Source organism: Bremerella volcania (genome assembly GCF_007748115.1).
Classification (GTDB): Bacteria; Planctomycetota; Planctomycetia; order Pirellulales; family Pirellulaceae; genus Bremerella; species Bremerella volcania.
Map to the genome: position 1 here is coordinate 4,626,660 of NZ_CP036289.1, position 24,547 is coordinate 4,651,206.

Genomic DNA, 24,547 nt, shown 5'->3' on the forward strand with positions numbered 1-24,547 from the left:
GCAGATCTCAGGCTGAGCATAAATCCCCCGATCTAGATTCTCAGAGCCTGCGGTTGTCATTGTTGCAAACGCCGCAACTGCTTGCAAGATTACCAGTTAGTTTCACAGCACGGCTGAAGTTCGCCTCGCAAAAAAAATATCAAACGAGCATCGCCATTGGCTCGACCACAAACTACTGGTTACACAAAACTTAAAATTTGTTTTTATAAAACCACACACATCGCTTTTAGCTATGACTTAACATGATACGCCCGAATGCGTACACTTGAGGTAACTTATCTCCCCCCAGATTATTTGCATCTTTGGTTATTGGCAGCGACGTTCCCCCTTGATTGCCTCTTGGCATACCCCCCTTCTTAAATCTCATTTTCATTGAACTAGATCTCTTTTACCGATCAGAGGACACCGTCATGCGAACGTACCCATCAGGTGCTGTATGGATCGTTTCATTTCTCGCTATATCAATTCTTGGATGCGGCGGCCCCAGTAACCCGGTGGCACCTGTTAATGGCATCGTAACACTTAACGGTAAACCTGTGGCCGACATGGTGGTTACGTTTACGCCAATACCGGGAAAGACGGAATCGGTAGGAGGTGATAACGAACCAGGCAAGAGTGCTACTGGAAACACTGATTCAGAGGGCAAGTTCATACTTTCTACCTACGAGCGCAACGACGGCGCCCTGGTTGGCGAGCACAAGGTCACCGTGTTTGGCTCAGGTCCTGACCCGACCCCACCGGGAAATGTCCCAAAAGACTTCACGATCGAAGTTAAATCGGGCACGAATGACATCGAAATCAAACTCACCAAATAAACCAGACTGTCACTTGAGAGCCCAAGGGGTTTCAACATCCTCATATCGATATTCAGCGAAAAACTAGACCTAATCTTTTCCTCTGTTTTCATATCTTATTGGAGCAAAAACTATGAGCATCTCGATGAAACGCAAGCGTGGTTTTACGCTTGTCGAACTGCTGGTGGTGATCGCCATCATTGGCGTTCTTATTGCCCTGTTGTTGCCTGCGGTACAACAGGCCCGTGAGGCAGCTCGCCGAATGCAGTGCAGCAACAACCTGAAACAACTCGGCTTGGCCCTGCATAACTATCACGATACGTTCCTTAAGTTTCCACCAGCCGCGATCAAGGAAAAGATCCAGGATGGAAGCGGTAGTGCGCAAACCACGGTTTGGAGTGCATTCATCCTTCCCCAGATTGAACAAGGTGCCCTTTACGACAAGATCAACGGCATGGGCTTCGGAGTCGTTTGGGACGACGATGGCAACAACGAAGATATTCTTCGCGTTCGTCTAGATGCATTCGAATGTCCTTCCTCACCAGATACCGGACAGGTTTTCGATGACGGTGGCATCACAGGTCGACCACGCGGTAGCTATGGCGTGGTGATCACAGGTACCGTTGGCTACACGATTTCAAGTAACACCACCAATGGTGAAAACAAGCATCATCTGGACGACGGTGGCGTTGGACACGCTCGTCACAATGGTCCGTTCTACTACCAGAATGTTTCGACCAATTTTCGTGACATTACCGATGGTACCTCCAACACTCTATTCGTCGGCGAAAGGTACACCGATAAGATTACCAATCGTGAGCATGTCTACGTTGGCACATCGAATGGGCAGGACTCGCACTGCAAATGGGGTGCTTCAACCGGCATTCAGTTGAACACACTCAACAACGCACAACCGGGCCAGGCAGGCTTCCACAGTGCTCACCCCGGTGGTGCCCTGTTCCTGCTGGGTGACGGTGCGACTCGTTTCGTTAGCGAGAACATCAATCGTCTCATCTACGCCAGCATGGGTACCCGCAACGGCGGTGAAGTTGCTCAGCTGCCATAGGCGTAAGGGCTCTCAATTTAACCACGAAAGAGGCGTTTTTCTGCGAGAAAGACGCCTCTTTTCATTGGAACAAGTGAGGATCCGCTTTAGTTCCTTGACATTGGATCTATACTCGGACCAGCCCTTCGAATTCCCTTCCCCCTCGTGTCCATCAAGGAGAACACCATGCTGCGAACGCCCCTTCTGGTTACTCTGGTTTCCACGGCTCTTGCATTTTTGCCTTCGCTCCTTTACGCAGGTCCGTTTCGCTTGGTGATGCAAGGCAATAACAAATTGGCGATTGTCGACGAACAAGGGGCCATCGAGTGGGAGATGCCGTGGGGTGGGATTCATGACATCCATGTGTTGGACAATGGCCATATCATGGTCCAGCAAGGGGGGGCTAAGGTTGCTGAAATCGATCCCGAAACGAAGAAGGTCGTGTGGTCTTACGACTCCGCCCAGAGCAACGGCAACGAAGGAAAGCGGATCGAAGTCCACGCCTTTCAACCATTGGCAGGCGGCAACGTAATGATTGCCGAGTCAGGTGCCGGACGAATCATTGAAGTCAACCGTGACGGCAAGTTGCTTAAAGAGATTCCACTGAAGTTGGACAATCCGCATCCCCACTCCGATACGCGATTGGTTCGCAAATTGGACAACGGCAATTACCTGGTTGCCCACGAGAACGATGGCCACATCCGCGAATACGATGGCGAGTCAGGCAAGGTCATCTGGGACTACGAAGTCCCCATGTTCGACCAGGAGCCTCGCGGGGGCCACGGTCCGGAAGCTTTCGGTAACAAGGCCTTCGCCGCGGTTCGTTTGAGCAATGGCAACACGCTAATCGCGACGGGCAACGGACATAGTGTGATCGAAGTGACACCTGACAAGGAAATCGTTTGGAAGATCGGCCAGAACGATCTGCCTGGCATCACGCTGGCCTGGGTCACGACGCTGGAAGTCCTGCCCAACGGTCACTACGTCATCGGCAACTGCCATGCTGGCCCCGATAACCCGCTGCTGATTGAAGTCGATCCCAAGACGAAGAAAGTGGTCTGGCAATTCGATCAGTTCAACGTCTTCGGCAACTCGGCTCCTAATTCGCAACTGCTAAACGTCGAAGGGGATGTACTGCGCTAAGGATATTCGAAAATGGTACTGATCAACAGCGGCTGGGAAACATTGCTCCAGCCGCTGACCTCTTGTTCTCAGGAAGATGCAGCCTAGCTCGCCGCTGCGAATCTGCCCTCCGGATCCTTGCTTTCGCTACGTGCGCAAGAGGACGCCACTCTTTAAAAATTAAAAGATGCGAGGGGGCAAGCCCGTGGTAAGAAGTGTAGGATAGAGGCGTTTTCTATTGATCGGCACTTTCGATACGCAGTCTTCGCCCAATGGACACCTCGGTTAGCTTTCTCGACTCGCTACAGCATACCTCCGATGAAGAGGCATGGGGGCGACTGGTCGGAATGTACTCGCCGCTGATTCGAGGTTGGCTCAAGCGGTATGGGGCATCTCTTGACGATATCGAGGACATCACCCAGGAAGTCTTGACCGTCGTTTTCCGACGCTTCCCTGATTTCCGTCGTGAACCTCGGCCTGGTGCTTTTCGTGCCTGGCTGCGTACCATTGCGGCAAATTGCCTGCGAGATCATTGGCGCAAGAAGAACAAGCAGCCACCTGGGGTCGGCGGAAGTGATTTTGGCCAGGTGATCGCCGAACTTCAAGATCCCGAGAGTGGCCTGAGTGCCCAGTGGAATCGAGAGCACGATCGCCACGTGATACAATATTTGCTGCAGGAAGTCCGTCCCGCGTTCACGGACAAAACGTGGTTGGCATTTCAGCGATTCGCCTTGGACGGCCTCAGTGCGGACGACGTCAGCCAAGAGCTTGGCATCTCCGTGAATGCCGTCTTTGTCGCCAAATCGCGGGTCCTTTCGCGGCTGCGTCAAAGGGGCCTGGGGCTCATTGATTAACAACCATCACCACCGGCGATCGGCCCATGAACGAGACTAACGCGCCGCATCCCACGCGAAACGAACTCGAATCGTTCTTTCATGGAACTCTGGCCGAGCCAGATCGCCAGCGGATAGAAGACCACGTAGGTAAGTGCGATACCTGTTGTGACGTCTTGCGCACCATTCCACATGATCCACTGATCGAACGAATTCACGCTGCCACAAGCAGTATCGACGATGGTCTGACGCCAGTGGGCAGCGCCACGCCTGTTTTCCAAGAAGAAGACGCTGGAACGATACCCGCGGCGCTGCTCGACCACCCGCGATACCGCATCATTCGACAACTCGGCCAAGGAGGAATGGGAATCGTTTACCAGGCCGAGCACAAACTGATGGAACGGCCGGTCGCCTTGAAGGTGATTAGTTCGCGGCTGATGAAGAATGAACTGGCGGTCGAACGATTTCATCAGGAGGTAAAAGCGGCGGCCAAGCTGTCGCACCGTAATATCGTTGCCGCTTACGATGCCGAACAAGCGGGCGAGATGCATTTTTTGGTAATGGAGTACATCGATGGAATCAGTCTCGATCAACTAGTGGCTCGCCGAAAACCACTCCCTGTACTGCACGCGTGTAACTATGTCATGCAAGCCGCCCAGGGACTGCAACATGCATTTGAACGCGGTACCGTTCACCGCGACATCAAGCCTCATAACTTGATGAAGACGACACGCGGAACGATCAAGATTCTCGATTTTGGTTTAGCTCGCTTCGCGACCCAGTCCGAGCAATCGCCGGACGACCCAGGTCTGACGGCCGACTTCACCGCGCTTGGCACACCAGACTACATGGCCCCAGAGCAAGCCCGGGATTCAAAGCGGGCAGACATTCGAGCCGACCTCTACAGCCTGGGCTGTACACTCTATTTCCTGCTTGCCGGTCATGCTCCCTTCCCCGAGGGAACCGCGTTTGAAAAAGTCCTTGGCCACTGCGAACGCCAGCCTCGGCCACTGTCGGAAATTCGTAACGATATCCCACCTGAAGTGATCGCCATTGTTGAAAAACTCATGGCGAAGTCTCCAGATGACCGCTTTCAGACTCCGGCAGAAGTCGTCGAGCAGCTCAAACCGTTCGGACATCCCGACTCCGCGTATGCCAGTGACGCGTCAGCGACTCAGCCGAGTATACCGAACTCGTTGCTCTCGGTACCCAAACTTGAGCCAAAAATAGACCGTCCCACGCAGCGTTCCAAATCCAAACCACGTCCCAAGGCCAGCCCCTTTACTCAGTGGGTACAACGACACCGACTTCTGATCGGAGGAGGCGGAGCTATCCTGGGTGCCATCGTCGCCCTGATGGTCCTGGGAGATTTTGGAAAAGATGACTTGCCTACAGGATCCAATGGTGGTTCAGTTCAGTCGCCTGAGCAACAACCAATACCTATGCCTGCCGCCTCTCAAAACTGGGTCAATTTGATCTCCCAGGTAGATCTTCCAGCGAACACGGTCGCAGGCAATTGGGAAGTCACTTCCGAAGGAGAACTGCACGTCAACGAAGGCCCCGGAGCGCGAATGATGCTCCCCTTTCTTCCCCCTCGCGAGTACGACTTGGAAGTCCAGTTCACGCGGAATAGCGGGTCGCAATCGATCGCGTTGCATTTCCTGGATGGAGACGGCAATGCATCCTTCGACATCGATGGGTGGAGCGAAAACCTGGGCGGAATCCAGAACATCGACGGCGAGAACATCCGCACCAACCCGACTCGCGTTGACAACGTGATTCTGCAAAATGGACGTCGTTACACGGCCGAAGTTCGCGTTCGCCGCGATCAGGTCCAAGCTTTTCTGGATGGTCAGTTGTTGACGACCTACCGAGGAGACGGCTCGAATCTGACCCTTCTCGAGCTGTGGACCCTACCCGAAAAGTCTTTGGGACTAGGGGCTTACGACAGCGACACGACGTTTCACCAGGTCCGTTTACGGCCGGTTTCTAACTGAAATCGCCCGAGCTTTTGGGCGACTTTCGTGTTTCTTTCATTTTTTTGGGTCCCGCGTGAAAGGTTTTCTGCCGGCCTGCCATTTATCCGGTAAGCCAGCGGAAACGCAACCATCATCACGGGAACAGACTTGGAGAAACACAATGTCACGACTCAACCTTTTCACCACCAAGAAGCCACGCAAGAAGGCTTCGTCCAATCGCAAGAGCCGTCGCCTGGGCCGCAACCTGCAAAGCCTGGAAGACCGCCGCATGATGGCCGGCGACGTCGCAACCGCCGAACTGATGCCGCTCGAATCGGAGTATTTCGAAACTTCAACGCTCGATCCAGCCGCGCAGGCAAATTGGACACTCGACCCCATCGCTGATTTAGTAGCCAACAGTGGACAACCGCTGGAGACGATGTTGACCGTCAGCGGTGACGTCGAAACGGAAGCGTTGTTCTTTTCAGCTTCCATTGTTTCGACCATCGAACAGCAGTTGGATGCCCAATATGACCTGGTCGAATCGGACGACTATCACACCAACTGCCTGGGCAACAACGAACGCTGGATTCGCTCGGCTAACGGAGGCTGGTTCTACGTAATGCCGTCGGGCGAGTTCTATCAGTGGCAAGGTTCCTTCGCCAAAAGCACTTTGCTGGCGGACTTTGACTCGAGCCACTACGACAATCCGGACCTGATCGCCGAGCCAGAATCGATTGACGCCAGCGTACACGTCGAAGGAGACATTCTGGTCATCACGCCAGATGCCGACTACACCGGTAGCTTTCAGGTTGAAATCGATGCGACGGATGGAACGCATTCCGCAAGTCAAACGGTGATGGTAGCCGTCGCCGAGTCGATCCCGGAAGAGACCGATACGCCTGACGAGACCCCAACGGCCAACGAGCCTCTTCCGGTCCTGATGGTGATTGCCAATCAAGACTTTTACTACCAGGAATACGGCGACACGCGACAATCGCTGGAAGCTCAGGGTCTGGAAGTTGTCGTTGCCGCCACGACCACGGAGGTGGCTCGTCCGCATGCGAATTCAGGCCAGGGTGCCGATGGTGGACTGGTTCGCCCAGATTTGGCTTTGACGGATGTCGAAGCGGAAGACTATTCGGCGATCGTCTTCGTCGGTGGCTGGGGAGCGTCGAGCTACCAATACGCGTTCGAGGGAACCTACAACCACGGCGTTTACAACAGCACTGAAGCTCTCAAAAGTACGGTCAACGATCTGATCAATGACTTCGTCGAACAAGACAAGTATGTCGCTGCCATCTGCCACGGTGTTTCGGTGTTAGCCTATGCCCGGGTTGACGGTTCAAGTCTTCTGGAAGGGAAAACGGTTTCGGCGTGGGCTGGATCGGCCCCGAGTTCGGATCAGCCGATCTATACGACGCGCCAGAACATTGAACTGAACGGCGGAACGATGGTCCAGTCGGGTGCGGTCGGTGATCCTACAACGGTCGAAGACGACGTGATTGTCGACGGACGAATCATTACGGCCGAGAACTACGACTCGGCAGCCATGTTCGGTCGCGTGATTGGAGAATTGGTGAGCGAACCGGAATACGTCGATGCCGTGTTCGCTGAGTGGGAATAGTAAGCAAGGGCAGCGTTAGTCGCTGAGCCCTGTCAGGCCGACGCGAAGGTAAGCAGCAAGACTTCGCCACGCCTGGCAGGGCTTTTTTTCGTTGTTACTTAGCCTTCTCATGATTGCCATGATCGTGCAGGTGCTTCAGATGCTCAGGCATCTCGTAACCGCCGGCCTCCAGATAAGAATGAAGATCGTAGATCTCTTCCTTGGTCAGCGTGTTGAGCAATCCGCCCGGCATCGGTGAGATCTTCGACGGGGCCATTTGTTCGACATCATCCTTGGGAATGGTGGTCAAACTGTTAGGCGTCAAAAGGTTCGTCGCGACATGGAAAGCCGCTTTATCCTCCTTCACAACGACCCCGGTAATTACGCGACCGCCAATCGTAAGGAACTGCACATTCTGGAATTTCTCGTTGATCTGACTCGATGGATCGACCATCTGCTGCAACAGGTCTTTTCCTTTCAGCTTCTTCACAGACTCTGTCAGATCAGGGCCCAAATTGGTACCATGACCGGCCACGACGTGACACTGGTTACATCGAGCTTTCACAAAGGCGGTCATGCCGCGAACGAGTACCGCGTCATCCTTACTGCGAGGGTGGTCCACAAAATCAGCGAAGTCGGTCATCTTCCATTCTTTGGTCACCTGAGGAACGCTCGCATCCATCAGCGCCTGGGCACTAGCATCATCCTGAGCGACCACCATCACCCCGTTCATCACGACCCAGTGACCTGGGAACGTACAAACATAAGGATAGATGCCTTCCTCTTTGGGAGCGTGAAACCGCAGCACGGCGATCTGTGCTGACCGAGTCGGCCCGATCATTGGCGTATTCTCGATGATCAGATCCATCTTTTCGCGTGGGATAAAGTCAGAATCGGCGTTCGTGGGGTCTTTCGCCATCTCGTTGGCCGCCATGCCTACTTCCGCCAGAGCATCTGGCTTGACGATCACGAAGTTGTGATCCGTGGCATCGGGATTCGTAAAGACGATCTTCAGCGGCTGGCCAGGCTTGACCATGAAGTGCTTGACGTCGAACAGCATTCTTTCTTCCAGGCAGGAGATCTTCACCTCGCGAAGATCTTTTTGAGCGTCGAACTTCGCCTGGGCAACGGTTGGCTTGGGCTCTTTGATCTCAGAGTCCTTCGCAGCCTGCTTCAAGATGCGAGCAATTCCATAGCGAGGGTTACCTTCCCAGTGCGCGCGCATCGGCTTCGACATCAGCGCACACGTGATCCCATACGCGACGTGCCCTTCACGCGGGTGCTTGAGCACATCGAGCATCGCCGTAAACGCCGGCTTGCTGCCAATATACGTGGCGGCGATCGCGGCCTGCATGCGCACAATCCCATTCTCGTCGTTGGCAGCCGTCTTCAGACGCTGCTCCCACCGCGGAATGTAAGGGTACCAATAGCGCAGCTGCTTGGTTGCAGCGGCCCGAGCATGCGGATCATCACAGGCCAACAGATCTTCGAGAACGCTGGCGGCGATTGCGAGGTCGCGTTCCGGCGTCCCGTCACTGGGTGGGACCATGTCGACCACATCAATCCACCGATAAGTCCAGATAGCTTCGATCTGATGATGACGAAACTCCGGATCGCTCGGATCGAGCTTCGTCACCCAACTATCTAACAGACGCTTCACTTTCGCTGGGTCACGCTCGCCCAGCTCTCGCTTGGCCATAAAACGCACGGCATATTCAGGTCGCTTAAGAAGTTCGAGTAGCTCCGCGATGGAAGCATCCGCGATTTTAGGAGGATCTTGCAGCGGCATGTCCTTGGCTGTTATCCGCCAAATGCGACCGGAGTGTCGATCGCGACGTTCGTCACGCAGCGAATATTGGGCATGCCCTTTGATCGGGTTGTACCAGTCGCAAACATACAAGGCCCCGCGTGGCCCCCATTGCAGGTCGACCGGAATGAAGCTGAGGTTCCGCGAAAACAGTAGGTCGCCAACGTACTCTTCGGTATAGCCGTAGGGGCCTTCCTTCCAGTTCAAGATCTCGACGCGATTGGTGGGCTTGTAACGAACCTTGATAAAGCTTCCCTGAAGGTCTTTGGGAAAGGTCGACCAATCGACGAAGTGGTGACCGCAAACCCCAGAATAGGCCTGCAATCCGTTGGGACGATCGTTCTGCAGTGGATAGGGAGGATCGACCGCTTGATGTGCCTCGGCATAAACCGGATGACTGGCCATGTGTTGGCCCCAGCGGTCGAACGTCACACCCCAAGGATTCGTACTTGGATAGGTACCGAAACTGATCAAACGCTGCGTTTTGGGATCGAATCGGAACCAACCGCTGTTCTGCTGACGTACCGGACCGTAGGGAGTTTCTACCTGCGAGTGGTGAAAGATCGATTCTCGAAAGATCAAATCGCCATCGGGGGTCCACGTAAAGTCATGCAATGAATGGTGAGAATCCTCGGTACCGAAGCCGCGAAGAACCGTCTTATGGACGTCAGCCTTGTCGTCTCCGTCGGTGTCCTGCAAAAACGACAGGCAAGGTTGCTCGGAGACGTAGACCCCGCCATCGCCAAACTCGAACGACAGGGGAATGTGCAGGTTATCGGCAAAAACGGTCGACTTGTCTGCTTTGCCGTCACCATCGGTGTCTTCCAAGATGACCAACTTATCTTTGGGCTCGTTCCCGGGATAAACGTGCGGGTAGGTAGTCGAGCAACTCACCCACAAGCGTCCCTTCGAATCCCATCGCATCTGAATTGGATTGACGATGTCCGGGAACTGTTCCTCGCCAGCGAACAGATTCACCTCGAAACGCGGGTCAACGTCGAATGCTTTCTTTTCGTCTTCAGCCGACATCCACTCGTTGGCCCCGCGACTTTGCTTAGTCATCGGCAAGGGCGGGACATTCGAATCGTCCACCGCCTCCGGCACCTGCTTCCCCTGAGCAATATCCCAGATCCGCTGATCGCGATTGGAAACCATCATGTCGAAGTTGCGCATCGCCGGCAGAAAGTCGAGGTAGCCGTAATCCTTGTTGCGGCCCCCGGTGTAATAGAATGTGTTCAACGGACGAAAGCGGCGGAAAAATTGCGTGTTCTTGTCGACAATCGTGTCGAGCAGCAACTCACTCACTTCTGGTGCCTCTTCCTGAAATAATTCCTTGAAGAGTGCTGCCGAAAAGACCTGGTCGCCGACTCGATTCAAATGCACGCCATTGATCGTCAGATCGGTGCCAGGGCTGTCCATTTCAGCAGCCGTTGTCGGAAAGACATTCGCAAAAGCCACTTTCTGCTCGGCAGCGACCTCACGCATGACATCGACGTAAAGCTGAATATTGGCGTTATTCAGCGAGGCAGCAGGAATGTTATCGAGATTTTCGTTCGCAATCGGGGAGACCAAAACGATTCGCGCTGCCGTCTCGCCGTTGAACGATTTCGATTTGAGATCGGTCAGATACTGCGATAGCTTTTGTCGAAAATCAGCCAGGCCGGCTGGCCCTGCAAACGATTCGTTAAAACCAAACGCGGCCAGGATGACATCCGCTTTTTCATGAACCAGGTGCTGCTGGGTATCAGCAAAGTTGTCGGGCCGCGGCTGTACGTCGATGGCATCGGCCGACCAGGCCAGATGTCGGACCGCGAGTTGATGCTGCGGAAACTTCTTCTGGAGCATCGCTTCGAAGTGGCCGAAATCTTGCGATCGCTCGAACAGCGTATTCCCAATCAGAGCGATACGGTCTCCCTTTTTCAGCTGCAAAGGAAGTGACGTGGGAATCGGCTCGGCGGACTTGGGGCGAGGCGCTGTCTTTTCATAGATCGCAAACGCCGAAAAGTCCTCGTCGGTAAGCTTGGGCGGATTCTCTAGCTTTGTGTTCTTCGCGTCTTGTGAATTTTGCCTTCTTGCGTCACGTCCCTGTTCCCGACGCGGGGCTTTCATCGCCGTTTCTTTTTTTTTGTCGTCCTGGGAATGATCTGGCAGGATCGGCGAATCCCAGCCTGTCAGTTCTGCTGGCTTTACTCCTTTGCGATGACCTCCAAAACTAAACGTCACCGGTTGATAGGGCCCAACGAAGTCGACCTTCAAATTCGGCTTAATCTGCTGTTCCATGCCGGCTGCCCAGAGACAACCGTTGACCATCATGCGGCGAAACCCTTCGTTGAGCAGATCCTCGGAGGCTCCATAGGTGGTCGTAAAGACGCGTCCCGAGTTTCCGCTTTTCGATTGGTAGTTCCGCACCCACACACCGGGGCAAGAATTTTTGTCTTTGGCGGCCGGAGCATCCGGTTGCATGGTTTCCAGCGGCTGCGCCATCGCCAGGGTCGTGCTATCTTCCATCGGTTCGGTCCAATAACCGCCGGCTTGAACCCAAGGGTTCTTCACGCCGCGCAGGACGGGATGGTCCTTTTGCTCAGGTACGATATCAAGCCGTGTACTCATCACGTGGTTCTTACCGTAGTGACCGGCCCATGTTTCTCCCAACACCTGGCGGCCGAATCCTAGAGGATAGTCATCCCCTTTGTAGTTGTAGCTAAAGCGAGCGAATTCGGAGTTGTTCGGAATCTTGAATGCATGGGTCGACGTTCGCATGCCAACCACGGGGCCGCCTCGTTCCAGGTAGTCGACGATCGGCTGCATCTGCTCTTTGGGAAAGTCTTGGAAACGGAGAAAGATGACCATCAGATCGGCCGTTTTCAACGCCTCCGTTCCCGGCATATAGCTGGAACCTGGTGCGATCTCGCCCGTCTTTTTATCGATCGAGAACAACACCGTGCATTTGAATCCGTGATGCTTGGCGAGAATTCGAGCAAGCGCCGGAAGCGACTCCTCCGAGCGGTACTCGTGGTCGCCCGCCAGGAAGACGATGTGCTTTCCTTTGCCAATGCCAGAGTCCCCCTCGTAAACGAGCGGGTTGGCCTGAGAGAATGGAACGCAAGAGAATACGAACGCAACTGCCAACAAAAGAGTGCGAATCATGCTGCAATCGAGGGGGAATGAGTAGTTCGAAACTAGAAGGTTAACGGTGGGAGAGCCAGCCGGAGTATTTTCACCAGCCGAACTCAGGTTCATACTACCTGCCAAATCACCATCCTGCCGCACTTTCTCGCGAAATTGTCAAATCCGTGGCGTATCGCGGCCTGAGAAGTCCGTTTTGCAATACGATTTTCTTTTCTAACCCTTTAAGTGCTGCTGGAGAGAATTTCTCACGGTAGAACCGAATCCAATCGGCGAATAAAATCATCGCCAAACAAACGTTAGCCTGCGAAGGAAGGAATTCTGTTAGTGGCGGAATTATGGCCCCAAATTGAAGATGATTTTAATAGGCTCTATCTCGCGCTCAGCCGCGAGTTGGATGGTTCCCGTTATCAGATCAACTTCCAGGGCGAACTCAACGAGTTTAGTGAGATCCCATGGGATAAGATTTCCGAAACGTATCGACGCAAAGGGAATTATCCTGAATCGCTTGTCAGAATGGCCCTGGCCAGCGATTGCCTCCATCACTTGGGGATGGCAATTCTGGCGGATCATCGTATTGAAGAGCACGAGTTCGATGTTTCATTCTCGATGGCATTGCCGCTGGCCAGCAGCATTTGTACTCTGTCGCGTTTCAAACGATATGGCGTGCTGGATCGCAATCAATGGGACGTCTTTCTCAGTGCATTCATGAATGACCGCCAGTGGTTTGGCGGAAACTGCGATGAGACTCGCCACTTGAGCCTGGTGCTCTGTTTGATCATGCATCACCTGGGCCGCGATACAAGCCTGCTTCCCACCTACGAGCGTATGATTCGCACGATTGTTGGCGCGGTGTTTCAGTGGGGGGCATCGACCGACGTCGAACGCGACCTGGTTGCCAAGCTCGATCGCATGTTCGCGATTTGCCGAGGTAATTCTTATCCATCCGGAAATGCCCATCGCAACGGAAAGCGACCGTCCCCGTTTGATGCGTTAAAGCCAGTTGAACCGGAACCACCCAAGAAAGATGCGGTGGAAGAATATGGTCCACCGGGTCAAGTCCTTAAAGAGGCCCGAGAAGAACTCGACGGCTTGATTGGCTTGGACTCGGTGAAGACCGAAGTTAAAAGGCTGATGGCTTACCTGAAGATTCAGAAGCAGCGCCGCGAACATGGTCTGAAGCAATCGTCTCAAACGTTGCACTTCGTTTTCAAAGGCAACCCCGGTACCGGTAAGACGACCGTCGCGCGCATTATCGGAAAGATTCTGTATGGCTTTCAAATATTAAAGACACCAAAACTGGTCGAAGGAGACCGGGCTGCTTTGGTGAGTGGCTATGTGGGGCAAACGGCGCTGAAGACGGACGAACTCGTCGATTCGGCCTTGGACGGAGTGCTCTTTATTGACGAGGCCTACGCCCTTTCCAATCCAACCGGGCAACACGACTTTGGGCAGGAGGCGATCAACACGCTTCTGAAGCGGATGGAGGATAACCGCGATCAACTGGTGGTGATCGTAGCCGGGTACCCGCGTCTCATGCAGGAGTTCATCAAAACCAACCCCGGACTGGAAAGCCGTTTCACACGTTACATCGACTTCGACGACTACGCTGTCGCGGACCTCTGCCGCATTTTCGAGAAGTTTTGCAGCGATGCCCAGTACGAGTTAACGACCGAGGCCAGGGCGATCGCCAGCATCCTGTTCACGGCCGCCTATCACGGACGCGACGAACGTTTCGGAAATGCCCGCTTCGTGCGGAACGTATTCGAGCGAGCCGTAGGGCTGCATTCCGAACGTCTGGCAGCCCAACCAGAAGCATCAATCACACGCGAGGACTTGATTGACTTCACCAAGGATGACATCCCGCTGGAAGCGCATCACCCGCTCAAGGGGAAAACGATCGATCTCGAGAACGCGGAGTGGCTTGCGACTTGCCCTGGCTGCGGTTTAGAAAGTGACGGTGGAGCCAAGTTTCTGGGACTGCGCGTTACTTGCCGCAAATGCCAGGAGAAGTTTCAGTTCCCCTGGTGGCAAGTGCGTCCGGAAACCGTCGGCGGCATTGACGTCCAAATGTTGAAACCGCGTTAGACGGCCGGGAGTTCCGTTAACGTGCCGTTGCCTGACGAGAACTGATCGGTCTCAACCCCCACATGCTGCAGGTAGCTGACCAGCAAATTGCACAGCGGCGGTGCCTTCCCTTCCTCGTAGGCGATATGCTGACCGTGACGGAAGTGGCCACCAGCGGCAATGATAGGGAGGTTGGTGTTATTGTGACTGGACGCGTTGCCGAGATTGGAACCCAAGAGAATCGCTGTTTGATCCAACAGCGAATGACTTCCCTCTTTTACGTCTTCCAACTTCTGCATGAGTTCGGCAAACAACCGCATCTCTTCCAGCTCAATAATCGTGAGCATTTCGATCTTGTCTGGGTCACGCCCGTGGTGGCTTAGGTTATGCCACCCGTCATCAACCCCATCGAGCGCGACCACCTCGTTTCCGCCAGGAGCGATAAGCGAAATGAATCGTGTCGAATCGGTTTGAATCGCCAGGAAGATCATCTCGTACATCAGCCGTAGACGTCGGGTCAGTTCGGCCCGGTCATCGATATCTTCCGGCGGCTTGCGATCAACGGTCGGTTTGGGGCGTTTGGCCCAAGACTCTGCCTGAACCAGACGTTGTTCCAACTCGCGTACGCTGGTGAAGTACTGATCGAGCGTTTGATTGTCTTCTCGGCCCACCTTTTTGGTAACCTTCTTCGTCTGATCCTGAACCAGATCCATGATGCTTTGACCATCTTCGATCCGCCGCATCTGTTCTTCTTTTTCCTGCTGCGTCCCTTCGAGGAATAGCTTCGCGAAAAGCTTCGATGGGCGGTTCTCAGCCGGAATCTGCACGCCGCTGCGCGTGTAGGAAAGACTATTGTGGTCGACGGCCAAAGTCAGCGAACTAAAGCGCGTCTTGTACCCCAGCTGTTCGGCAGCCAGTTGATCGACCGAAATCGTATTCTGAAAGCTTGGCTGCCCCGGATGTGCGGCCCCGGTCAGGAAACTCTTTTCCGCGGCGTGACCACCATCAACGTTCGGATGCATGATCCCTGAGATCACCGAGAATTTGTTCCGCAGGCTACCCATCGGCTTGAGATAAGGGGTCAGCTCGTAGTCTTTGCCCGCCTTCTCGGGGAAGAGATTAGGCGTGTGAATTCCCAGCGGGGCACAAATGGCCAGCATACGCCGGACGTCGCTTGCCTCGCCTGACTCATCTTTGGCCAGCAGACGGGACGCTCCCATGCTGCTCAAAAGTGGCAGCCCCATCGCAATCCCAGAGGCACGCAAAAACGTTCGACGGCTAAGTTGGTTCGACATAGCGAATCCTTTACAGGCTCAAAGAGCCATTAAATTCTAGGGAGCGAGGAACAAGTCACTTTCCACCACGGCTTGAATCATCGACTTGAGACCATGGTCGTTCTTACTGGATGCAGCGACGATCTTGTCGGCGGCATCACGCTGGGGGAGTCCCATTCTTCGGCCGGTCGCGTAGATCAATAGTTTCTCGGCAATCGCCCGGGCTACCAGCGGCTGGTCATCGACCATTTGCTGACGGAATTGCACGAAGTTATCGAATTCACGCCCATCGGCCAGGGCGAAGGACGATTGCACATCGGGGCCTTTGCGATACGACTTCTGGTCCGGAATCCGTTCCCCTTCACCAATCGATCGATAAAAATCGCGATGCCCGCCAATGGCGTCGAACTCTTCCAGTGCGAAGCCAGGGGGATCGATCCGCTTGTGGCAACTCGCACACGCCGCGATGCTACGATGCTTGTCGAGTTGCTCGCGAATCGTCGTCGCGCCACGAATGTCCGGCTCGACTGCGGGCACACCAGGAGGTGGCGGCGGGGCCGGGCGGCCGAGCATCTTGTCGAGCACCCACACGCCGCGAATCACAGGGGAGGTCGTCGTGCCGTTGGCGGTCACTTTCAGCACGCTGGCATGCGTCAGTACGCCTCCGCGGATACTATCTTCCGGCAAGGTTACTTTCTGGAAGTGCTCGTGTCCTTCGACTTTTGGCAAATCATAGTGCCCGGCCATACGCTGGTTGAGAAAGGTCCAGTCCGAGTCGACGAAGTTCATCACGCTCAAATCTTCTTTCAGCACATGCTCGAAGAAATGACGCGTCTCGCCGAGCATTCCTTCCAGCAGAAGCGGATCGTACTCGGGGTAAAGCTTCTTGTCCGGCGTGGTGAATTCGATGTCTCTCAGATCGAGCCACTGTGCCGTGAAGTCATTCACCAGGTTCTCAATCTTGGGATCGGCAATCATGCGATTGACCTGCTGCCGGCGAATGGCCGGATCGCTCAGCTTTCCTGCGGCAGCCAGTTCCAAGAGCTCCTCGTCAGGCATCGTCGACCAGAGGAAGTACGACATCCGCGACGCAATCGTGTAATCGTCGACGACCGGCTCGCGATTGATCAGTAAGAACTGGGGCGAACACATTACGGCCGTGACCCCGGTGCGGGCGGCCTGTTCGAAGGTACGGCCACTTTCCAGTCGATTCTGGGCGAGATCGACAAACGGCTGCATCTCTTCGTCCGATACCGGTCGACGAAAAGCTCGCGGAATAAAGTCTTTCAGCATCCGCTGAAGGTCTTCCTTCGGCTGCGTTGACTCGACGATATGCCCTTTGACGTTCTTGCGGTGACGCATCCAAACCGGCCACTGCTCTTTCATCGAGATGCTCTCGACGTCACCAAACAGCTTCTTGGTCGCTTCGGACGGAAACGCCTGATCGAGCGGGCCGTACGTTTCTACCCAGGCAATCCCAACGCCGGGACGTTTCTCGTGCTTGTCTCGCCAGGTGACATGTTCCGGCCACACCCGCGGCACGATATGGATCGTGTCGCCTGCTTCCATGCGGCATGTAAACTCGACGACCCGTGGATCTTGTGGAGTACCGGTGGCGTCGAAAATGCCGATGAACTCTTGCGTATCCGGTCCGAAGAGAGCCCCAACATACAATGCCACCGAGATCGTCCGGCCGTTTGGCTCGTGCGGCCAAATCGCTACACGGCAACGGTAAACCCCGTCTTCAATCGGGTGCGCATCATCAATCCGAGCCGGCGGCCAGCCTGGGGTGAACTTGACCAAAGACCCATCGACTTCGATGACGCCCCCTTTGTTCTTTTCCACCGAGTCGATGTTCTCTTTGATCTGCATTAACTCGGCACGGCGCGTTTCAGGTGAGAGAGGTTCGATCCGACGAATCGCGGCGTCGAACGCTACGTTGGCGGCTTTCAGGTATTCTTCCAACAACACGGAAGAAAAGCTGAGCCCGTCAATTCCTTTATCAAATCCCTGGACCTTGCCATCTTCGGGCAGAAGATCGACCAGTGGCACATCCACCCCAAGCAGGTCGTGCACCGTGTTCTCATATTCGCGGCGATTGAGTCGACGCAGCGAGATAGGTCGCGGGAGGGCATGGACAACTGTGTCGACAATCTGCCGCACCAGTTGCTTCTTTTCCTCGGCGGTGGGTTGCTCCTGATAGTCAGGCGGCATCTCTCCCCGCTCGACGGCATTGACGACCCGCGACCATACATGGGCGTTGTCGAGCGACGCCGAAGGAAACTCGAGCGTATCAAGTCGCAGATTAGCTTCCTGAGTCTCCGCACCGTGGCACTCGACGCAGTGCGTTTTGAATAGCTCGCGCACCTGGGCATTGTCAGCCGCAACGGCGGAGTTTGAAGGGAATGCGAGAGCAGAAAGCCCCAGCAGGCAGGATGCGAAAAGGCAAGGATTCTTCATAGTTGAAGTATAACGGTGAAAAGACAATTTCCTGACGCTTTTTGCCAGCAGATTGCATGGCTTATCCACCTATGACGAGACCTGAGAAAAGGTTACGTCAAATTCTGCCCCGGTATGCCTTTCCCTGGGCGATGGGTGGTTGATATCCCGAGTCAGTCCTCAGCACTCACTGATATTCACGGCCAAGCCACCCCGGGAGGTCTCTTTGTAACGGGACGACATATCGGCGCCGGTCCGCTTCATGACCCGAATTACCCGGTCTAACGAGACGAAATGGCTTCCGTCGCCGCGCAGGGCCAAGCGACAAGCGTTGATTGCCTTGACTGCCCCCATGGCGTTCCGTTCGATGCAAGGAACCTGGACGAGGCCCTTGATCGGATCGCAGGTCAGCCCCAAATTGTGTTCCATCCCGATTTCGGCAGCTTCTTCGACCTGCCGCGGCGATCCTCCACGAACCTCAGTCAAAGCTCCGGCAGCCATGCTGCACGCGACCCCGACTTCCCCCTGGCAACCGACTTCAGCGCCCGAAATCGAGGCGTTCTTCTTATACAGCGCGCCGATCGCCGCTGCGGTCAGCAGGAACTGCTGGATCTTTTCCAGGGACGATTCGGGGCAGAAGCGGTCGAAGTAGCAAAGCACCGCCGGGATAATCCCGGCTGCCCCGTTGGTTGGCGCAGTTACCACGCGGCCCCCAGCGGCGTTTTCTTCATTCACGGCAATCGCATAGAGGTCGACCCAGTCGAGAATATTGAGCGGATCGCGCATGTTCGCTTCTGGTCGACTGCAGAGCGTTTGATACAGACTCGGAGCACGACGACGCACGTTCAGCCCGCCAGGCAAGATCCCTTCGTTGCGACAGCCCCGGTCGACGCAGGCCTGCATCGTCGACCAGATTTTCTGCAGCCCTTCGCGAATCTCGGCCTCCGAGCGAAACGCCTTTTCATTTTCCAAGGCAATGTGGCTGATGCCGCAGCCCTGCTCTGCCGCCAGTTTCAACAATTCGGCAGCCGAGTTGAACGGGAACGGTACGGCAGACATCGGATGGGCGATTCCCTTTCCCTCATCCCCTTCTTTCACGACGAACCCACCACCGATCGAATAGTACGTCTCGGAGGCCAACGGCTGGTCACTTTCACGATTAGGAAACGCGCGGAAACGAAGCGCATTGGGGTGGCCCTCCAGGAAGGTCTTTCGCTGGAAGAGCAAATCCTCCTTCTCAGCAAACGGAATCGTCCTCCGGCCTGCCAGGTTCAGCACCTTTTGGCTACGAATGAGCTCCAATTTGTCGGCCACCGTTTCCGGATCGATCTTATCGGGGACTTCTCCCTGCAATCCCATGAGAACGGCAACGTCGGTGGCGTGACCAATGCCTGTGAGAGCTAACGAGCCATACAGATCGACTTCGATACGTCCAACGGCATCCAGCAGGCCATTACCGTCCAGCTCCGCCAAAAACATCTCTGCCGCACGCATCGGACCAACACTGTGCGAGCTGGAGGGACCGATGCCGATTTTAAACAGATCGAACACCCCAACAAATGCCTGTTGTTCATTGTTTTGCGGTGAATCAGCGACCTTTGCCGGCTTAGTTGCCACGAGGAATTCCTACAGAAAACGAATGAAGCGATTCTAGGAATTGTGGACTATCGCGCAATTTTCGTGAAGGGTCATTTTCACGAAAAGTCGATTCTTCATCTGAGAAAACCGGGAAATCGAGCGATTCCGACTTGGCAGCAGCGGCCTAACTTAAGATGTCTTTCACAATGTGACCATGCACATCGGTCAGGCGGAAGTATCGACCCTGGAACCGATAAGTCAGCTTCTCGTGGTCGATTCCCAGCAGATGCAGCATCGTTGCGTGAAGGTCATGCACGTGCATTGGGTTCTCGACGACGTTGTAGCACACATCATCTGTCTTTCCGTAAGTATACCCCCGTTTGATGCCGGCCCCAGCCATCCACAGAGAAAAACAGCGCGGATGATGATCTCGCCCATAGGTCTGGGCATTGAGCGTTCCCTGGCAATACGAAGTCCGACCGAATTCACCACCCCAGACGATCAACGTGTCATCCAACATGCCCCGCTGCTTCAGGTCATTAACCAAGGCTTTAGTAGGCTGATCGGTATCTCGGCATTGTCCCGGCAACTGCTTGGGAAGGGTAAAGTGCTGGTCCCATCCCATGTGAAACAGCTGAACGAAACGAACGTCGCGCTCGGCCAGGCGGCGTGCCAAGAGACAGTTATACGCGTACGTTCCTCGCTTGGTGACATCGGGGCCATAAGCATCAAGCACGTGCTGCGGTTCGTCCGAGAAGTCGGTCAAATCGGGCACCGACGTTTGCATTCGGTAGGCCAGTTCGTACTGTTGAATCCGCGTGTGGATCTCAGGATCGCCGAACTCTTCCAGTTTCTTCTGGTTCAGCTTGGCCAGGTCGTCCAACATGCGGCGGCGGGCCGTTGGATCGAGCCCTTCCGGATTGCTGAGATAGAGGACCGGGTCTCCGACACTCATCAGCTTCACACCACTGTAGGTCGAAGGAAGAAAACCGCTTCCCCACAGACGATCGTACAGCGGCTGGCAGTTCGGCCGCCCGGTTCCACGGGAAACCATGGTGATGAACGTCGGCAGGTTCTGGTTCATCGTTCCCAGGCCGTAGTGAAGCCACGAACCAAAACTGGGGCGGCCTGGCAGTTGATGTCCCGACTGAAAGAAGGTCATCGCCGGGTCGTGATTGATCGCTTCGGTCTGCATCGAGCGAATCAGGCACATGTCGTCCGCCAGCGATGCAATATGCGGGATCAGTTCGCTACCGATCTCGATGCCTGACTCGCCGTTCTTAGTGAACTTATACCGCGAGCCAGCCATCGGAAATGACTTCTGCCCGGCGGTCATGCCGGTGACACGCTGGGTCATCTCAACGAAGTCGGCAAGCTCCTTCCCTTCGTTCTCGCGCAAGACCGGCTTCGGATCGAAAAGCTCTTGCTGCGACGGGGCTCCACTTTGAAACAAGTAAATGACACGCTTGGCTTTGGGTGGGTTGTGGAACGCCTTGAGCGACCCCGTCGGGCCAGCAATCGCGGTCTCCTTTGACTCGCCGAAAGTGTCCTTGCCTAGCAGCGAAGCCAGCGCCGCCACACCGATTCCGGACGCCGACCGGCCAAAGAAGTGGCGTCGGGTCAGCATCATGCGATGTTGGTTTGCGTCGTTCAAAGGATTCATAGGAGATCACTCCGTGAACAAGTCACGTCGAATGGATGGAGGCAATAGGAACTATTCGATCGTCACGAATTCGTCCAGGTTTAATATCAAGTGGGCCACGCTCGTCAGGGCCGCGTGCTCGACAGGATCAAGCGAAGGGTCCGCAGGCGATTCACCAACCGACAGCAACTTCTTCGCCTCTTCCGGCGACTGGGTAAAGTGCTGGCGGAAGAAGTTTAAGTTCTCTGCCAGGATTTCAAGCGTTTCTTCGTCCGCGGCACGAGCGATTGCCAAGCGATACATATTGGCCAGGCGGTCTCGATCATCCTTGGCTTCTGCATTTAGCGCCTGCTTCGCCAGATGTCGGGCACTTTCGAGAAACGTCTTATCGTTCATCAAAACCAAAGCCTGAAGCGGCGTGTTGGTACGTGTCGCACGTACGGTGCATACTTCGCGGCTGCCGGCATCGAAGATCGTTTGCCGCGGCGGATTGACGGCCCGCTTCCAGTAGGTGTACATGCTCTTGCGATACAAGCTTTCACCAGCATCCTGCTTGTAGCGAATGCCGGCACTCGATGCGACGGTCGACCAGAGCCCTGTCGGCTGATATGGTTTCACCGACGCCCCACCCACTTTCTCACTGAGCAAACCACTGGCTTGCAGAGCCACATCACGAATCGAATAACCATCGGCGCGGTAACGCGGCCCCCGGGCAATCAGGCGGTTTTCAGGATCACGTTGGCGGAGTTCTGGTCGATGAATGGACGACTGGCGGTAGGCAGCACTGGTGACAATTAAGCGATGCATGGCTTTCATGTCCCAGCCTGACTCGATGAATTCGACCGCCAGCCAATCCAACAGTTGGGGATGGCTGGGCGCTTCTCCTTGAAGCCCGAAGTCTTCGACCGTTTTCACCAGTCCAACCCCAAAGTGATCTTGCCACATACGATTAACGATCACTCGTGCGGTCAAAGGGTTCTCGCGCGAAACCAACCAGCGCGCCAATTCCAAACGATTGCCAGGCTGAGCGTTCGACTCGGCCGAGAACAATTCGGCAGGCACCGCTCGAGTGAGTGGCTCATCCTTGACCGGTTCATTGTATTGACCGCGATTGAGCAAGTAGATCGGCTCGTCGTTGCCTTGCCGCTCCCGCATGATCATGACGTTCACCTCGGGGCCTGCTTCGCGGCGGAACTGTTGCTCTGCTTTCTTTAGCTGAAGCTCTGCCTTGGCCAGGGGCTCGTCAATGGACTGATAATACTTGCGAATGACTTCCAGATCTTTTGGTTTTCGCTTGTCGCTGGCCTTCGCCAAGGCCGCCTGCACTTCCGTGGTCAAGCCTTCTTCCGTGATTCTTCCCGCATCGGCATGGTCCGAGAAGGCAAACCTCGCTTTCCCGATCGCGTGGTTGGCATACTGGCTGCCAAACTTTAGCTCGATGGTGAGCTTCTCTTCATCTTCGATCGAAACAGGCTCGGCAAATCGAATGACGGCAGTCACGGGCTCTGGCTTCACATCCGGTCCGAACACCGCCCAACCGGTACTTGCCTTGTTGTCCAGGATGTTCTTTACCGGGTAACTATCTTGCTCGAAGGATGCCGTCGCCGACTGCAGAGCGACGGGTTTCCCGTTCTGAAATACGTTCACGCTCGTCAGAACGAAATTTCCATTGACACTCGGGGCAAGCTGTCGCGGCTTGGCAAATGCATCATCCGGCAACGCCTCTAATTGCAAAGCGGTTAACACCTTCTGCCGTGGCTGAACCGTGATGCTGTAAACAATCTCGGTCGACTTGTTTCCGCCTGAATAGCGAAGAGTGTCGTCCCCTTCGATCACCAGTTGGCCGTCACCTTCGAGATTCACCTCTTTGAGCGCGGCCGGAACCCAGGCAATCAAATCTTTTTCTTGCGGTCCCTCGTATTCGCTCAGCCAACGCTGCATGCGTTCAGGGATGCCGGACTTGGCGACTTCCAATGCTTTCTGGGCCTGGTCACGATCAGCAACCGTGGTCGGCGAGACACGGGCCAGGGGCGAACTGGTTTTCATCGTTGGATTGGCGTCGATACCACGCCCGATGCCACGTTCGCCAATGTTGTTGAAGTAACCGTAGAACTGGTAGAACTCGCGTTGGCTCAATGGATCGTATTTATGATCATGGCAGCGTGCACATCCCATGGTGAGCCCCAGCCAGACGGTTGAGGTCGTCTCGACACGATCGATGACGTTCTCGACGAAAAACTCTTCGGCCAGTGCGCCCCCTTCGGCGTTCTGGCGATGATTGCGATTAAACGCGGTTGCCAGTCGCTGTGAATCCGTTGCATCGGGCAACATATCGCCCGCGATCTGCTCGATGGTGAACTGGTCGAATGGCATGTTCTGGTGCATGGCCTGAATCACCCAGTCTCGCCACGGCCAGTTCGTCCGTTCGTTATCGTTCTGGTACCCATCGGTATCGGCGTACCGCGCAGCGTCGAGCCAGCGTAGCGATTGATGCTCGGCGTAGGCCATCGAACCTAGCAATTCGTCCACGGCTTCGGCATAGGCGGCATCGCTCGGATCGGCTAGGAACTTCTCTTGAAGTTCAATCGGTGGCAACAGCCCGGTGAGCGTTAACGATGCGCGCCGCAGTCGTGTCGCCGGGTCCGCTTCGGCAGATGGAGAAAGCGCCTCTTCGATGAGTCGTTTACCAATGAACGCATCAATGGGATTCGCCGACCAGCGGGCCTTCACCTCTTCCGGCCATGGAGCGGACGTCACATCCTCTTTCGGCACTTCCGGTCGCTGGGGGATCTCGAAAGCCCAGTGACGCTGGTACTCAGCCCCCTGTTGGATCCACAAATCGAGAATCCTCTTTTCCTCTTCCGACAGAGTACGATTCGAGTCTGGCGGGGGCATCTTGACGAACTCGTCGTCGCTATGAATTCGCACATGCAGCTGACTGGCCTTCAGATCACCAGGCACTACACCAGCGTACCCCCCGAGGTCTTTCAACAGATTCTCTTGGCTGTCTAACCGAAATTCGGATTCTTGGTTCTTCGAATCCGGTCCATGGCAATGAAAGCAGCGGTCGGAGAGGATCGGCTGAACCTGGGTACGAAAGTCGATTTTCTCCTCGGCCTGACCTACGCAGGAAACCATCAGGAGCGTGAGTAAGCCGAGAGCGCCGATCACGTTACGCCCAAAATACCGTAAAATGAACATGAAGCATCTAGCGTGGGATTTTATGGGAAATCAAGGTAGGCTTACCTATCATACT

General features: G+C 55.1%; 13 protein-coding genes. 7 read left to right on the forward strand and 6 right to left on the reverse strand.

What is annotated here, in order from left to right; genetic code table 11:
- Window positions 1–410 precede the first annotated feature (410 nt).
- The 6 genes from Pan97_RS18360 to Pan97_RS18385 all read left to right on the forward strand — a co-directional run bounded on the left by Pan97_RS18360 (window position 411) and on the right by Pan97_RS18385 (window position 7,379).
- Window positions 411–815 (forward strand): transthyretin-like family protein, encoded by a 405-nt coding sequence (locus tag Pan97_RS18360; protein WP_144975084.1) that lies wholly within the window; start codon window positions 411–413, stop codon window positions 813–815.
- Window positions 816–927: 112 nt separating this feature from the next.
- Complete coding sequence (locus tag Pan97_RS18365) at window positions 928–1,860, forward strand: DUF1559 family PulG-like putative transporter (RefSeq protein ID WP_144975086.1); 933 nt, start codon at window positions 928–930, stop codon at window positions 1,858–1,860.
- Between the two features lie 165 nt (window positions 1,861–2,025).
- Window positions 2,026–2,982 carry a PQQ-binding-like beta-propeller repeat protein gene (locus tag Pan97_RS18370; protein WP_144975088.1) on the forward strand — a complete coding sequence of 319 codons (957 nt, stop codon included), beginning with the start codon at window positions 2,026–2,028 and terminating at the stop codon, window positions 2,980–2,982.
- 251 nt (window positions 2,983–3,233) lie between these two features.
- Window positions 3,234–3,815 (forward strand): RNA polymerase sigma factor, encoded by a 582-nt coding sequence (locus Pan97_RS18375; protein ID WP_144975090.1) that lies wholly within the window; start codon window positions 3,234–3,236, stop codon window positions 3,813–3,815.
- Between the two features lie 26 nt (window positions 3,816–3,841).
- Window positions 3,842–5,791, forward strand: a complete 1,950-nt coding sequence (locus Pan97_RS18380) for a serine/threonine-protein kinase (protein WP_144975092.1) — start codon at window positions 3,842–3,844, stop codon at window positions 5,789–5,791.
- Between the two features lie 142 nt (window positions 5,792–5,933).
- Window positions 5,934–7,379, forward strand: a complete 1,446-nt coding sequence (locus Pan97_RS18385) for a DJ-1/PfpI family protein (protein ID WP_144975094.1) — start codon at window positions 5,934–5,936, stop codon at window positions 7,377–7,379.
- 94 nt (window positions 7,380–7,473) lie between these two features.
- On the opposite strand, the gene Pan97_RS18390 is transcribed toward Pan97_RS18385, so the two are convergent.
- The gene (locus Pan97_RS18390; RefSeq protein ID WP_144975096.1) at window positions 7,474–12,312 is read right to left on the reverse strand and encodes a PVC-type heme-binding CxxCH protein; all 4,839 of its coding nucleotides are present in this window, start codon (window positions 12,310–12,312) and stop codon (window positions 7,474–7,476) included.
- 306 nt (window positions 12,313–12,618) lie between these two features.
- Here Pan97_RS18390 and Pan97_RS18395 point away from each other — a divergent pair, with 306 nt between their 5' ends.
- Complete coding sequence (locus tag Pan97_RS18395; protein ID WP_144975098.1) at window positions 12,619–14,379, forward strand: AAA family ATPase; 1,761 nt, start codon at window positions 12,619–12,621, stop codon at window positions 14,377–14,379.
- On the opposite strand, the gene Pan97_RS18400 is transcribed toward Pan97_RS18395, so the two are convergent.
- The 5 genes from Pan97_RS18400 to Pan97_RS18420 form a co-directional block, all read right to left on the reverse strand.
- Window positions 14,376–15,653, reverse strand: a complete 1,278-nt coding sequence (locus Pan97_RS18400) for a DUF1552 domain-containing protein (RefSeq protein ID WP_144975100.1) — start codon at window positions 15,651–15,653, stop codon at window positions 14,376–14,378. The two genes, Pan97_RS18395 and Pan97_RS18400, sit on opposite strands and share 4 nt — an antisense overlap.
- Before the next feature lie 36 nt (window positions 15,654–15,689).
- Entirely contained in the window at window positions 15,690–17,999 is a 2,310-nt protein-coding gene (locus Pan97_RS18405) for a DUF1592 domain-containing protein (protein WP_165698837.1), read from the reverse strand.
- Window positions 18,000–18,251: 252 nt separating this feature from the next.
- Complete coding sequence (locus Pan97_RS18410) at window positions 18,252–19,688, reverse strand: L-serine ammonia-lyase (RefSeq protein WP_196782147.1); 1,437 nt, start codon at window positions 19,686–19,688, stop codon at window positions 18,252–18,254.
- A 145-nt stretch (window positions 19,689–19,833) separates the two neighbouring features.
- Window positions 19,834–21,312: a DUF1501 domain-containing protein gene (locus Pan97_RS18415; protein WP_144975103.1), complete on the reverse strand. Its 1,479-nt coding sequence runs from the start codon at window positions 21,310–21,312 to the stop codon at window positions 19,834–19,836.
- Between the two features lie 51 nt (window positions 21,313–21,363).
- Complete coding sequence (locus tag Pan97_RS18420) at window positions 21,364–24,492, reverse strand: PSD1 and planctomycete cytochrome C domain-containing protein (RefSeq protein WP_144975105.1); 3,129 nt, start codon at window positions 24,490–24,492, stop codon at window positions 21,364–21,366.
- Between the last annotated feature and the right edge of the window lie 55 nt (window positions 24,493–24,547).

Bases quoted from the DNA above. Each gene is read 5' to 3' on its own strand.
- Pan97_RS18400 (WP_144975100.1), bottom strand. From the start codon at position 15,653: ATGTCGAACCAACTTAGCCGTCGAACGTTTTTGCGTGCCTCTGGGATT.
- Pan97_RS18365 (WP_144975086.1), top strand. From the start codon at position 928: ATGAGCATCTCGATGAAACGCAAGCGTGGTTTTACGCTTGTCGAACTG.
- Pan97_RS18360 (WP_144975084.1), top strand. From the start codon at position 411: ATGCGAACGTACCCATCAGGTGCTGTATGGATCGTTTCATTTCTCGCT.
- Pan97_RS18415 (WP_144975103.1), bottom strand. From the start codon at position 21,312: ATGAATCCTTTGAACGACGCAAACCAACATCGCATGATGCTGACCCGA.
- Pan97_RS18375 (WP_144975090.1), top strand. From the start codon at position 3,234: ATGGACACCTCGGTTAGCTTTCTCGACTCGCTACAGCATACCTCCGAT.
- Pan97_RS18385 (WP_144975094.1), top strand. From the start codon at position 5,934: ATGTCACGACTCAACCTTTTCACCACCAAGAAGCCACGCAAGAAGGCT.
- Pan97_RS18380 (WP_144975092.1), top strand. From the start codon at position 3,842: ATGAACGAGACTAACGCGCCGCATCCCACGCGAAACGAACTCGAATCG.
- Pan97_RS18390 (WP_144975096.1), bottom strand. From the start codon at position 12,312: ATGATTCGCACTCTTTTGTTGGCAGTTGCGTTCGTATTCTCTTGCGTT.
- Pan97_RS18420 (WP_144975105.1), bottom strand. From the start codon at position 24,492: ATGTTCATTTTACGGTATTTTGGGCGTAACGTGATCGGCGCTCTCGGC.
- Pan97_RS18370 (WP_144975088.1), top strand. From the start codon at position 2,026: ATGCTGCGAACGCCCCTTCTGGTTACTCTGGTTTCCACGGCTCTTGCA.